The following is a 13,269-nucleotide window of genomic DNA, read 5'->3' as shown; positions in this document are numbered from 1 at the left end:
AAACGAAGTCACAAGTTGCTTAAAAGTGGAAACACAGTTGGTCATTTGATCTTTATCATTGGCATCTTATGAAGTTGAACAGCTTTTTCACAACCTTTTTCATATGTTACAATAAAGTGAATTGAAAGTGGTGAGGAAATGGTTCAAATTTTTGCCCATCGAGGGAGCAGTGGTACCCATCCAGAAAACACATTGCCGGCATTTGCTGAGGCGGTCAGGCAAGGAGTGGATGGCATTGAATTAGATGTGCATTTGTCAAAAGATGAACAAATCATAGTGATACATGATGAGGAAGTGGATCGGACAACAAATGGCCATGGGCTTGTCAGGGAAAAAACATTGGCGCAACTAAAGAAATTAAATGCAGGAAGCTGGTTTAATAGTGATTTTCATGCAACAAAAGTGCCAACATTAAAAGAAGTCGTCCATCTTCTTTTGGAAATGAACTACCGTGGAACGTTGATGATTGAAATAAAGACGGATAAATATGACTATGTCGGCATTGAAGAAAAAGTAGTCAACTTATTAAAAGAATCCGATTGGCCTTTTCATCATGCGTATTGCAGTTTTAATATCCAATCGTTGGAGCGACTCGCAAAAATCGAACCAACGGCACAATTAGATCTTCTTTTAAGTACTTCACACAAAAAAGTGCTTTTAGCAGAAAATACACCTAGTATAGAAGGGATTCATCCTAGAGTCGATTGGTACTTTGAACATGTAACGTCACTAGAATCATTCCCAAAAGCAATCAGATGTTGGACAGTCAATGAGGAAGATCAAATGAGGCAATGCTTTAATCAGCAAATGACGGCTTTCATCACTGACTTTCCAGAAAAAGCATTACGAATCAAACAAACAATGAAAAAGTAGGATGACAATGGAAAAAGTATTAGTAATAGTGGGCCCTACAGCAGTAGGAAAAACAGCTCTTAGTGTGGAATTGGCTAATAAATTTCAAGGTGAAATCATCAGTGGCGATTCACTTCAAGTTTATAAAAAATTGGATATCGGCACTGCTAAAATAAAAACAGCTGAAATGAAAGGAATTCCTCATCATTTGATTGATGTCATTGAACCAGGTCGAAATTATTCTGTGGCAGATTTTCAAAAAGCTGGTAGAAAGTTGATTACTGAGATTACGAATCGAGGACATTTGCCAATTGTTGTAGGCGGGACAGGGTTATATATTCAATCTTTGCTTTACGATTATCACTTAGGTGCAAAAGAACCAGCAGTTACAGCTATTCGTCAAAAATACGAAGAATTAGCGGAAACCATCAGTAAAAAACAACTTTGGTCTTATTTAAAAGAACGTGATCCATTGGCGGCTGAAAAAATCCATTGGAATAATCAACGAAAAGTCATTCGTGCGTTAGAAGTTTTTGAAACAACAGGCTACAGCATTGTTTCTCCGAAAGAAGAGCCCACCCGTCTTTATGATTATTGCATGATTGGCTTAAATACGAAGAGAACTTATTTGTATCAACGGATCAATCAACGAGTGGACATAATGCTCAAAGAAGGCTTGGTAGAAGAAGCGCGTTTTGTTTATGAACTGGGAGATGTTCAAGCGAGTCAAGGAATTGGCTATAAAGAATTTTATCCCTATTTTAAAGGGGAGGAATCACTTGAGTCAGCAATTGAACAGCTAAAACAAAATTCAAGACGATATGCCAAACGGCAACTCACTTGGTTTCGCAATCGGTTAGATGCGCAATGGTTTGACTTGTTAGACGATCCTAGTAGTAAGGCACAAGTGGAGCAATTGATTAAAATGTGGCTGGAGGGGAAAAATGATAAATAAAAAAGAAAAAGTGATCATTGTTGGGGTGGAAACAGAAAAAAATCAACGTTATTTCAAAGAATCGATGTTGGAACTAAGACAATTAACAAGCACAGCTTCAGGGGAAGTGGTCTATACATTGACACAAAAAAGACCGCAAATAGATCGCCAAACGATTATCGGAAAAGGAAAGCTGCAAGAACTCATTCAACAAGCAGATGCTTATGAAGCAGATTTGATTATCTTCAATCATGAAATGACCCCTAGGCAGAGCCAGTTAGTATCAGAAGCGGTGGGAATCCCTATCATTGACCGTGTCCAATTAATCTTAGATATTTTTGCCATGCGCGCGCGTTCAAAAGAAGGAAAGCTACAAGTTGAATTAGCACAACTGGAATATCTTTTACCCCGTTTAGCTGGTCAGGGAAAAGCATTGTCAAGATTAGGTGGTGGAATTGGAACAAGAGGACCAGGGGAAACAAAACTGGAAACGGATCGTCGGCATATCCGTAATAAAATCTTAGGAGTAAAACGTGAATTGAAAGCCGTAGAAGCCCATCGAGCAAGAAATCGACAAAAAAGACAAACAAGTGAAATTTTTCAAATTGGCTTAATCGGCTATACAAATGCAGGAAAATCAACTATTCTTAACCTATTAACACAGGCTGATACGTATTCTAAAGATCAGTTGTTTGCGACACTTGACCCATTGACAAAAAAATGGCATTTTGCAGAAGGGTTTGAAATGACAGTAACGGATACAGTAGGCTTCATCCAAGATTTACCTACCCAGTTAATTGATGCTTTTCATTCTACTTTGGAAGAAAGTCAATCAATGGACTTATTGTTACATGTAGTGGATGCTAGTTCACCAGACCGTATTTTACAAGAGCAAACAGTCTTACAGTTAATGGAAGAACTGAAAATGAAAGAAATACCCGTGTTAATTGTTTACAATAAAGCGGATCAAATTGACCCTGCGATGTTTACACCTTCACTTTTTCCTAATGTCTTGATTTCTGCTCAAAGTGATAGTGGTAAAGACCAGTTAGTTTCAGCTATCAAGCGACAATTGATGGAATTAATGGAGCCATATGTTCTTTTTGTTTCAAGTGAGGATGGGCAATCCTTAAGTGCATTACGCCGACAAACGCTCGTATTAAAGGAACGGTTTGTTGAAGAAAAAAACGGCTATGAAGTGAACGGATTTGCGAAGAGATCTTCTAGATGGTTAGAAAAATAATTTTTTTGTTTTTTTAAAGTAATAATATCTTTTATTTATAGTTTTTTAGTCATCTTTTTTTAGATGGACATGTTTTTTTATGAAAAAAATAGAATTTCATGTTAGAAAACCTTACATATGTCGTTGACAAGTGTTTTTGTGATTGGTATACTTTATCCAACTTGTTAAACGAAAGGGGACGTCTGATGGGAGAAAAGGAATTGCGCCGTTCAATGTCTGTATTTCCAATTGGTACAGTGATGAAGTTGACTGATTTATCCGCACGACAAATTCGCTATTATGAAGAACAAGATTTTGTTCATCCAGAAAGAAGCGAAGGCAATCGACGAATGTATTCGTTAAACGACATTGATTTATTGTTGGAAATCAAAGATTATCTTTCTGACGGGTTAAACATGGCTGGTATCAAACGAGTTTATGAAATGGCTCAAGCAAAAAAACAGGAAGAAAAAAGCAAAAAACCGCTGACTGACCATGACGTTCGCCAAATTTTTCGGGATGAAATATTGGCACAAGGTGGGCTAAATAAAACAGAGCATTATCAGTCTCAAGGAATGCAAAGACAATTCTTTGACTGAATGACATAACCAAAAAGAAAGAGGGATACCATGGTAAAGAAACAACTAACAGGCGATGAAATTAAACGAATCATTGAAGAAGAGAACGTTCGATTTTTAAGATTGATGTTCACAGATATCTTAGGAACAATTAAAAATGTTGAAGTACCCGTTAGTCAAATTGATAAAGTACTTGAAAACAAAATGATGTTCGATGGCTCTTCAATTGAAGGATTTGTTCGTATTGAAGAAAGTGATATGTATTTGTATCCTGATCTTTCAACATGGATGATCTTCCCATGGGAAAGCGATCATGGCAAAGTTGCTCGTTTGATTTGCGATATTTATAATCCAGATGGTACACCATTTGCTGGAGATCCACGTGGAAACTTGAAACGCGCGATCAAAGATATGCGTGACCTTGGCTTTACTTCTTTCAATTTAGGTCCAGAACCAGAATTTTTCTTATTTAAATTGGATGAAGATGGGGAGATTACAACAAACCTAAATGATAAAGGTGGTTATTTTGATTTTGCTCCTACTGATTTAGGCGAAAACTGCCGTCGTGATATCGTACTAGAGTTGGAAAGCTTAGGGTTTGAAGTAGAAGCTTCTCACCATGAAGTTGCTCCAGGTCAGCATGAAATTGACTTTAAATACGCAGATGTTGTGGACGCTTGTGATAATATTCAAACATTTAAATTAGTTGTTAAAACAATTGCCCGTAAACATGGTCTACACGCAACTTTCATGCCTAAACCATTATTTGGAATCAATGGCTCAGGGATGCATTGTAATATGTCATTATTCAACGAAGAAGGAAATGTCTTTTACGACAAAGAGGGCGCTTTAGAACTTAGCCAAACAGCTTATCATTTCTTAGGTGGTTTATTAAAACATGCCCGTGCTTATACTGCAGTATGTAATCCAACAGTCAACTCATACAAACGTTTAGTCCCAGGTTATGAAGCACCTGTTTACGTTGCTTGGAGTGGCCGTAATCGTTCACCTTTAGTTCGTGTTCCAGAATCTCGTGGGTTGTCTACACGTTTAGAATTACGTTCTGTTGATCCATCAGCTAATCCATATCTTGCAATGGCAGTATTGTTACAGGCAGGTTTAGATGGGATTCGTAATGAAATAACACCACCAGCTGCTGTCGATCGTAATATTTACGTGATGAATGAAGAAGAACGCGAAGCAGCAAACATTCAAGATCTTCCATCAACGATCCATAATGCAATCAAAGAATTAAGAAAAGACGAAGTAATGATTGATGCTTTAGGGTCTCATATCTATTCTAACTTTGTGGAAGCCAAGCGCTTAGAATGGGCAGCATTTAGACAAACTGTATCTGAATGGGAAAGAGAACAATATTTAGAGTTGTACTAATCAACAAAGAAATTAGTACAATAAAAACTTATCATAGCTAATTCGATAGAAATAGTCTTATTTAAAAGCCATTTGCGTATGTAACAGGATGAGATACGCAAATGGCTTTGTTTTTTTTATGTATTTTTTTATCGATGGGAGGATGAAGTAAAAATTATTTGCCTATACATAGGAATAAAAGTGAGACATAAAGTTTGTCTCAAAACTTTAAAAATGGAATAAACAAAGTGTTCTAGAAGATGTCCTTCGACAATCAGTCAAAAACCTTCTGTCATAACCATGTTCAAGGTGTTCCAGAGCCAACTCTTCAGTAATAAGCCAAAATTAGAACAAATAATAGCCATTTGTTCTGGTGTTTCCTTACTATTTCGAGTTAAGTGGCTCTGTCACAACCTCTAGAGAATGAGAAACGGATGATGTTGTGTTATTCTGAATCACAAATAACTGGTTGGATTGTGTAATAAAATCATTCTCTAAAACTAGTATATAATTTTTCTGTTAGAAATTTTTCTTAAAATTTTTCCTATAATACAAAAAAATTATAAACTGCGAAATGCTGAGCGACGTTTATACAGCCACTTTCTTTTTCCATAAAAAATACCAGCGGATTGTTTGCATTAGGTGCTTGACTTTCTTTAAATTAGCTTGTAGTATACTCATTGGGCACCCTTTTGAAGGGGCAGAAGTTTACAGAAATTTTGGCTCCCTATTCTAGATAGAATAGGGAGCTTTGTTTGTTTTCTGAGACTTTTCCTGAAGATAAATTAAGAAGGAGTTTTTGAACTTATGACAAAATACATTTTTGTGACGGGCGGCGTAGTTTCATCGATTGGTAAAGGGATCGTTGCAGCTTCTTTAGGTCGTTTGTTGAAGAATCGTGGCTTAAAAGTAACTATCCAAAAATTTGATCCCTACATTAACGTAGACCCAGGAACGATGAGTCCTTATCAACATGGCGAAGTTTTTGTAACTGATGATGGGGCTGAAACGGATTTAGATTTAGGTCATTACGAACGCTTCATTGACATCAATTTGAACAAATACTCCAACGTTACCACAGGAAAAATTTATTCTGAAGTACTTCGTAAAGAACGAAAGGGCGAATATTTGGGAGCAACAGTCCAAGTCATCCCACATATTACGAATGAAATCAAAGAAAAAATCATGCGTGCAGCAAAAATGACGGATTCAGACATCATTATCACTGAAGTAGGTGGAACAGTGGGAGATATTGAATCTTTGCCATTCTTAGAAGCACTACGTCAAATGAAAGCAGATGTGGGTGCTGATAATGTAATGTATGTTCATACAACACTTATTCCCTATTTAAAAGCGGCGGGAGAAATGAAAACTAAACCAACGCAACATAGTGTGAAAGAATTGCGTGGCTTGGGTATCCAACCCAATATTTTAGTTGTACGTACCGAACAGTCAGTCTCACAAAATGTGAAAAACAAATTAGCACAATTTTGTGACGTAGAGCCAGAAGCTGTGATTGAATCACCAGACGTTGATACGCTTTACTCTATTCCATTACTTCTTCAAAAACAGGGAATGGATCGAATTGTTTGTGAACATCTAAAATTAAAGACACCAGAAGCAGATATGGAAGAATGGAAAGAATTAGAAGAAAAAGTATTGAACTTGAAGAAAAAAGTACGTATTGCTTTAGTTGGAAAATATGTGGAGTTGCCAGACGCTTATATCTCTGTAGTGGAAGCATTGAAACATTCTGGTTTTGCCTTTGATGCAGATATTGAATTGGATTGGGTCAAGGCGCAAGAATTGACAAAAGAAAATGTAGACGAACGGTTGAAAGAAGCAGACGGTATCTTAGTTCCTGGTGGATTTGGCGATCGTGGAATTGAAGGGAAAATTGAAGCGATTCGTTACGCTCGTGAAAATGACGTTCCATTCTTAGGGATTTGTTTAGGTATGCAGATGGCTTGCGTTGAATTTGCACGCAATGTCGTTGGTTTAGAAGATGCTGCTTCTGCAGAAACAATCCCAGATACAACCAACAACATCATTGACTTGATGGCTGACCAAGAAAATGTAGAGAACTTAGGTGGCACGCTACGTTTAGGTCTTTATCCATGTAAAATTAAAAAAGGTACAAAAACAGCGGAAAGCTATGATGGTGCCGACGTGGTACAAGAACGCCATCGTCATCGCTACGAATTTAATAATAAATATCGCCAATTGTTTGAAGAAAAAGGCTTGGTATTTTCAGGGGTTTCTCCAGACAATCGTTTAGTTGAAATTGTTGAATTAACTGAGAAAAAATTCTTTGTAGGTTGCCAATTCCACCCAGAATTGATTTCAAGACCAAATCGACCACAAAAATTAATTAAAGGATTCGTTGGTGCTGCTTTAGCAGAACGCGAAGGAAAATAAAAGCAACCCATAGAACAAAAGTGAGAATCATTGTTTGTTTCAATCATTTGTAAAAATGGATAATTGTTATTATTTCTGCAATTAATAGCGTTAAAACAGTTATCAAGGAACTTTTTTCTTGATGCTACTCTTATTTTTTACGAAAAACTTCTTGAAAATTTTCATTTTCATTGATTTTAGTAGAAAACTATGGAAATGTTTGGTAAAATAGGGTCGTTGGTTAAGAATAGTCTTAACAAATTTAGTTTTACAAAACTTAGGAGGAATTTATTATGCCAGTAGTATCAGGAGCTGAATTTTTAAAAGCTGCTCGTAAAGGCGGTTACGCTGTCGGCGGATTCAACACAAACAATTTAGAATGGACGCAAGCAATCCTTGAAGCAGCTGAAGCGAAAAAAGCACCAGTACTTATCCAAACTTCAATGGGTGCTGCTAAATACATGGGTGGCTACAAAGTTGCGAAAGATATTATTTGTGATTTGGTAGAATCAATGAACATCACTGTTCCTGTTGCCATTCACTTAGACCATGGTGACTATGATGCAGCGATGGAATGTATCGAAGTTGGCTATACTTCAGTTATGTTTGATGGTTCTCATTTGCCATTTGAAGAAAACTTAAAATTAGCAAAAGAAGTTGTTGAAAAAGCTCACGCTAAAGGAATTTCTGTTGAGTGTGAAGTTGGTTCAATCGGCGGAGAAGAAGATGGAATCATCGGTAGCGGTGAATTAGCAGACATCGAAGAATGTAAACAAATGGTTGCTACAGGTATCGACTACTTAGCTTGCGGTATCGGTAACATCCACGGTCAATACCCAGAAAACTGGGCAGGACTTGCTTTTGACCACTTACAAGCGATTGCTGATGCTGTAGGTAGCGATGTTCCTCTAGTATTACATGGTGGATCAGGTATTCCTCAAGAACAAATCCAAAAAGCAATTTCAATGGGTGTTTCTAAAGTAAACGTAAATACTGAATTCCAATTATCATTTGCTAAAGCAACTCGTGAATACATCGAAGCTGGCAAAGATAAAGAAGGAAAAGGTTTTGACCCACGTAAATTATTAGCACCAGGTAAAGCTGCAATCATCAAAGATGCAGAAGAACACATTGATTGGTTCGGTTCAGCTAACAAAGCTTAATCTCCGAGAATGTATGCCACAAAACAGAGTAACTTCTGTTTTGTGGTTTTTTGTTTTAAAAAAATTATTTATTGTTTCGATAAAGTAGACTTCCTTCTTGATAGCTATTGTATGCCAAGTTATTTTTTTATTTCTTGTTTTTTGAAGAAATAAAAAAGGATGCTCGTTTTTTTTGTATATCAAACGGAGCTAATACTTTTGATCTAGAACTAAGTTGTTGAGTCTTCTAGCTGAACTTTTTGTTTACACAGCCATTCTACTGTATTTGAATAACCTACATAGAAATGGCAGTTACTTATTTTTTGGTAATCAAACGCTAATTCTATATTTTCAAAATGGCATAAAAAGAGATAAAATATTTTTTGTTTCTCGTTTCTTTATTTCATCTATGATAAAATACAAACATATGTAGTAAATATGAACAATAACAAGGTGGAAAACAATGAAAAAAATCGTAATTGAAGGAAATCGTCCGTTAACTGGTGAAGTAATGATCAGCGGTGCTAAAAATAGTGCAGTTGCCTTAATACCAGCAGCCATTTTAGCAGATTCTCCGGTTGTATTAGAAGGCGTGCCTGATATTCAGGATGTTCATTCGTTAATTGAAATTTTAGAAATCATGGGTGCAAAAATCCATTTTTCTCAGAATGTCTTAGAAATCGATCCACGTGAGATCGTCTCTGTACCAATGCCAAGTGGTAAGATCAATAGTTTACGTGCTTCTTATTATTTTATGGGAACCTTACTTGGAAAATTCGGAGAAGCGGTTGTTGGACTGCCTGGAGGCTGCTATTTTGGTCCACGACCAATTGATTTGCATGTGAAGGGATTTGAGGCTTTAGGAGCTTCTGTTAACAATGAACATGGTGCGATGTATTTACGCACGAAAAACCATATTTTACAAGGAAATCGAATTTTCATGGATGTGGTTTCAGTGGGGGCCACAATCAATATTATGCTTGCAGCGGTAAAAGCCAAAGGTCAGACGGTGATTGAAAACGCTGCACGAGAACCAGAGATTATTGATGTCGCTACTTTATTGAATAATATGGGAGCAAAAGTCCGTGGGGCTGGAACAGATGTGATTCGCATTGATGGGGTGGAAAAACTTCATGGTTGTCGTCACTTTATGATACCTGATCGTATTGAAGCTGGAACCTATCTAGCACTTGCTGCAACTGCAGGAAAAGGAATCAAGGTTAAGAATGTTATCTATGAGCATTTAGAAAGTTTTATTGCAAAACTTCAAGAAATGGGCGTGAACATGACCATTAGAGAAGACGAAATTGAAGTGTTTCCTTCAACAAATTTAAAAGCAGCAAATGTGATGACTTATCCCTACCCTGGATTTGCAACGGACTTACAGCAACCGCTGACGCCTTTATTACTTATGGCAAAAGGAACAGCTGAAATTACTGATACGATTTATGCCAAACGCGTCAATCATGTGCCAGAACTAGCAAGAATGGGCGCAGATATTTCAGTGGAGGGAAATTTGATTATTACAAATGGTCCCAATAAACTTCATGGAACAGAAGTCGTCGCTTCTGATCTTAGAGCGGGTGCTTGTTTAGTGATCGCCGGTTTACTGGCTGAAGGAACAACGACGATTTACAATGTCGAATATATTTTACGTGGCTATGATCATATTATTGAAAAATTAACGGCATTAGGAGCGAAAATACAAATGGTGGAGGAAGTGGAAACTGAATGAGTGATTATTTAACGATGGCAGAGCTGGAAAATAAAACGTTAAAAGAAGTTTACAGCTATGCAAAAGAATTTAAAATTCCTTACTATAGCAAAATGAATAAAAAAGAATTGTCTTTAGCCGTGATTCGTGCTCAAGCAGAAAAACAAGGATTCTATTATATGGAAGGGATTTTAGATATTGTCGGACAAGATGGCTACGGATTTTTACGCCCCATTAATTATGGTCCTAGTGTCGAAGATATTTATATTTCTGCTTCACAAATCAGACGTTTCAGTTTGAGAAACGGTGATAAAGTTGCAGGTAAAGCACGCCCACCAAAAGAATCGGAACGCTATTACGGATTAATGCATGTTGAAAGTGTCAATGGTAAAGAACCAGAAGAAGCGAAAGAACGCCCGCATTTTCCAGCGTTGACACCTCTTTATCCACAAAAACAACTTCGTTTAGAAACAACGTCCCAAAGACTATCAACAAGAATGATTGATATTTTTTCTCCAGTCGGATTTGGTCAGAGAGGATTAATTGTAGCGCCTCCTAAAGCTGGAAAAACCTCTGTATTAAAGGAAATTGCCAATGGTATTACTGAAAACTATCCAGAAGTCGAATTAATTGTTCTTTTGATTGACGAACGTCCAGAAGAGGTGACTGATCTGGAGCGCAGTGTCAAAGGCGATGTCGTTTCATCGACGTTTGATTTGCAACCACAAAATCACACGCGAGTATCAGAGTTAGTATTAGAACGAGCAATGCGTTTGGTTGAAGATAAACGTGATGTTGTCATTTTAATGGATAGTATTACTCGCTTAGCCAGAGCCTATAATTTAGTTGTACCGCCAAGTGGACGTACATTAAGTGGAGGTATTGATCCAGCGGCTTTATATAAACCAAAAAAATTCTTCGGTGCAGCGAGAAACATCGAAGAAGGTGGTAGCCTGACAATTCTAGCTACTGCCTTAGTGGATACTGGTAGCCGAATGGATGACGTCATCTATGAAGAATTTAAAGGAACAGGGAACTTAGAACTGCAATTGTCACGAGATCTCGCAGAACGTCGGATTTTCCCTGCAATTGATATTAAGAAATCAGGTACACGTAAAGAAGAGTTATTGATGCCAGAAGATCAATTAGAAGAGATTTGGAAGCTTCGCAAAAATATGACGGGTGATTCGTTGGAATATACAGAACAATTGATCCGTTTTTTGAGAAAAACCAAAAATAATCAACAATTTTTTAAAGAATTTCAAGATGTTTCTTTCAGTAAAAAAAACCAAGCAAGAAATGTAAAAAGATAATTGCAACGTTGTCCGAAACATGTTAAGATGTTACTGTTGTATATCGACAAATCAACTCTGATGCAGCAAATGGATCAGGGCAAAGGAGCGAAAAAGCATGAAAGAAAATATCCATCCAGATTACCATCCAGTAGTATTTATGGATTCAACAACTGGTTTCAAATTCTTGTCAGGTTCAACAAAAACTTCACAAGAAACAGTTGAATGGGAAGACGGTAATACATACCCAGTCATCCGTGTCGAAGTTACTTCTGACTCACATCCATTCTATACTGGACGTCAAAAATTCACACAAGCAGACGGACGTGTGGACCGTTTCAACAAAAAATACGGTCTCAAAGACGCAAATGCTGCAGAATAAGAAAAACGCTGATCATTCAACGTTTAGCAGACTATCTTTATCGGATGGTCTGCTTTTTTGTTTTCTTTCCTACGTTTGTCCTTCTCTATCAAATGCTACTAAAGTTTCTTCATTTTTATCTTTCTTTAAATTCCCCGAATCTAAGCTGTTTTTATCTACCAAAGTCTAATAGAAAGTCATTCATGTCTTAACTTGGGGATTTTTCGAAAAACTTTGTGCAGTCACTTTTAGGATGTATGTGGAGAATATATCTAGGGGATTATAAAAAATAATGAACGAATAAATAGAGATAATAGAATAAGATGCAACCTTGTTTTGATTGACGATCAAAATAAAAAAGAATATGATTGGATCAACAAAAAACTTAGTTTGGAGTCAAGGATAGCGGGGATTTTATAAACAATACAAAAAAGATGAGCTCATAAAAAAGCAGTTTATTTAGGTGAAGGGTTTAACATCTTGTTGAAAGAAAAGAGAGTGATTTCCGATGACAGAAATTGTAAAGGTACAAGGATTGCAAAAAAATTTTGGTAGATTTCAGGCATTGAAAGATGTCTCATTCACAGTAAATGCTGGTGAAGTTGTTGGTTTTATTGGACCAAATGGCGCAGGAAAGTCGACAACGATCCGTACACTGCTAGGGATCATTAACCGTGATAAAGGAGATGCCCAAATATTCGGTAAAGATGTTTGGAAAGATAGTCTAGCAATTCATAAACGAATTTCTTATGTTCCTGGGGATGTGGCTCTTTGGGGTAGCCTGACGGGTGGAGAGATTATTGATCTATTTATCAAACTTCATGGTGGCGGGAACAAAGCAAAGCGTGATTATTTGATCAAACGCTTTGAACTGGATACAAAGAAGAAAGCCAAAAGCTATTCTAAAGGAAATCGTCAAAAAGTTAGCTTAATTGCTGCCCTTTCTGTTGAATCTGACTTGTATGTTTTAGATGAACCCACTTCTGGACTTGATCCGTTGATGGAAGCAGTGTTCCAAGAAGAGGTAGAGAAAATTAAAAAAGATGGAAAAGCGATCCTATTGTCTTCACATATTTTAAGTGAAGTGGAACGATTAGCAGATAAAGTTGTGATCATCCGACGGGGAGTGGTAGTTGAGACAGGTACATTAGATGAATTGCGCCATTTGACTCGCTCAACAGTTACTTTGAGGACAAAAGGCAATGTGGAAAAACTTGCAGCGATTGCAGGCGTTCATGATTTTGTTCAAAAAGACGGGAAAGCAACTTTTTCTGCTGATAACGAAGCGATGAATACGATTTTGATTGAGGCTACTAAATTAGGTGTTGTAAAATTTGAATCTGTACCGCCAACGCTTGAGGATTTATTCATACGTCACTATGAAGGCTGATTGTCGGAACGGAGGA

General features: G+C 37.1%; 11 protein-coding genes. All 11 read left to right on the top strand.

All coding sequences use genetic code 11. From position 1 onward, the window contains the following. Positions 1-138 precede the first annotated feature (138 nt). The 11 genes from EVI01_RS09105 (at position 139) to EVI01_RS09055 (ending at position 13,253) form a co-directional block, all read left to right on the top strand. Positions 139-873, top strand: coding sequence for a glycerophosphodiester phosphodiesterase (locus EVI01_RS09105; protein WP_010752641.1), 735 nt, complete (start codon positions 139-141; stop codon positions 871-873). Between the two features lie 7 nt (positions 874-880). Then, complete coding sequence (miaA, locus tag EVI01_RS09100) at positions 881-1,807, top strand: tRNA (adenosine(37)-N6)-dimethylallyltransferase MiaA (protein WP_010752640.1); 927 nt, start codon at positions 881-883, stop codon at positions 1,805-1,807. Next, positions 1,797-3,029 carry a GTPase HflX gene (gene hflX, locus EVI01_RS09095; RefSeq protein ID WP_010752639.1) on the top strand — a complete coding sequence of 411 codons (1,233 nt, stop codon included), beginning with the start codon at positions 1,797-1,799 and terminating at the stop codon, positions 3,027-3,029. The genes miaA and hflX overlap by 11 nt, the downstream gene beginning before the upstream one ends. A gap of 185 nt (positions 3,030-3,214) precedes the next feature. Further along, positions 3,215-3,607, top strand: a complete 393-nt coding sequence (locus tag EVI01_RS09090; RefSeq protein WP_010752638.1) for a MerR family transcriptional regulator — start codon at positions 3,215-3,217, stop codon at positions 3,605-3,607. 30 nt (positions 3,608-3,637) lie between these two features. Then, the gene (gene glnA / locus EVI01_RS09085; protein ID WP_010752637.1) at positions 3,638-4,978 is read left to right on the top strand and encodes a type I glutamate--ammonia ligase; all 1,341 of its coding nucleotides are present in this window, start codon (positions 3,638-3,640) and stop codon (positions 4,976-4,978) included. A 786-nt stretch (positions 4,979-5,764) separates the two neighbouring features. After that, entirely contained in the window at positions 5,765-7,375 is a 1,611-nt protein-coding gene (gene pyrG, locus EVI01_RS09080) for a CTP synthase (protein ID WP_010752636.1), read from the top strand. 272 nt (positions 7,376-7,647) lie between these two features. Next, positions 7,648-8,517, top strand: coding sequence for a class II fructose-bisphosphate aldolase (locus EVI01_RS09075; RefSeq protein ID WP_010752635.1), 870 nt, complete (start codon positions 7,648-7,650; stop codon positions 8,515-8,517). A gap of 442 nt (positions 8,518-8,959) precedes the next feature. Next, positions 8,960-10,231: a UDP-N-acetylglucosamine 1-carboxyvinyltransferase gene (gene murA / locus EVI01_RS09070; protein ID WP_010752634.1), complete on the top strand. Its 1,272-nt coding sequence runs from the start codon at positions 8,960-8,962 to the stop codon at positions 10,229-10,231. Next, on the top strand, positions 10,228-11,523 hold the full coding sequence (gene rho / locus EVI01_RS09065) for a transcription termination factor Rho (RefSeq protein ID WP_010752633.1): 1,296 nt from the start codon (positions 10,228-10,230) through the stop codon (positions 11,521-11,523). The genes murA and rho overlap by 4 nt, the downstream gene beginning before the upstream one ends. Positions 11,524-11,620: 97 nt before the next feature. Next, on the top strand, positions 11,621-11,884 hold the full coding sequence (locus EVI01_RS09060) for a type B 50S ribosomal protein L31 (protein WP_002290330.1): 264 nt from the start codon (positions 11,621-11,623) through the stop codon (positions 11,882-11,884). Positions 11,885-12,371: 487 nt separating this feature from the next. After that, positions 12,372-13,253 carry an ABC transporter ATP-binding protein gene (locus tag EVI01_RS09055; protein WP_010752632.1) on the top strand — a complete coding sequence of 294 codons (882 nt, stop codon included), beginning with the start codon at positions 12,372-12,374 and terminating at the stop codon, positions 13,251-13,253. Positions 13,254-13,269 lie beyond the last annotated feature (16 nt).

Source organism: Enterococcus villorum (assembly GCF_007990225.1).
In the GTDB taxonomy this organism is placed as follows: domain Bacteria; phylum Bacillota; class Bacilli; order Lactobacillales; family Enterococcaceae; genus Enterococcus_B; species Enterococcus_B villorum.
Note: the sequence above shows the minus strand (reverse complement) of the source record. Positions and strands in the feature narration are given on the sequence as shown.

Bases quoted from the DNA above. Each gene is read 5' to 3' on its own strand.
- EVI01_RS09105 (WP_010752641.1), top strand. From the start codon at position 139: ATGGTTCAAATTTTTGCCCATCGAGGGAGCAGTGGTACCCATCCAGAA.
- EVI01_RS09055 (WP_010752632.1), top strand. From the start codon at position 12,372: ATGACAGAAATTGTAAAGGTACAAGGATTGCAAAAAAATTTTGGTAGA.
- EVI01_RS09075 (WP_010752635.1), top strand. From the start codon at position 7,648: ATGCCAGTAGTATCAGGAGCTGAATTTTTAAAAGCTGCTCGTAAAGGC.
- rho (WP_010752633.1), top strand. From the start codon at position 10,228: ATGAGTGATTATTTAACGATGGCAGAGCTGGAAAATAAAACGTTAAAA.
- EVI01_RS09060 (WP_002290330.1), top strand. From the start codon at position 11,621: ATGAAAGAAAATATCCATCCAGATTACCATCCAGTAGTATTTATGGAT.
- EVI01_RS09090 (WP_010752638.1), top strand. From the start codon at position 3,215: ATGGGAGAAAAGGAATTGCGCCGTTCAATGTCTGTATTTCCAATTGGT.
- hflX (WP_010752639.1), top strand. From the start codon at position 1,797: ATGATAAATAAAAAAGAAAAAGTGATCATTGTTGGGGTGGAAACAGAA.
- pyrG (WP_010752636.1), top strand. From the start codon at position 5,765: ATGACAAAATACATTTTTGTGACGGGCGGCGTAGTTTCATCGATTGGT.
- miaA (WP_010752640.1), top strand. From the start codon at position 881: ATGGAAAAAGTATTAGTAATAGTGGGCCCTACAGCAGTAGGAAAAACA.
- murA (WP_010752634.1), top strand. From the start codon at position 8,960: ATGAAAAAAATCGTAATTGAAGGAAATCGTCCGTTAACTGGTGAAGTA.
- glnA (WP_010752637.1), top strand. From the start codon at position 3,638: ATGGTAAAGAAACAACTAACAGGCGATGAAATTAAACGAATCATTGAA.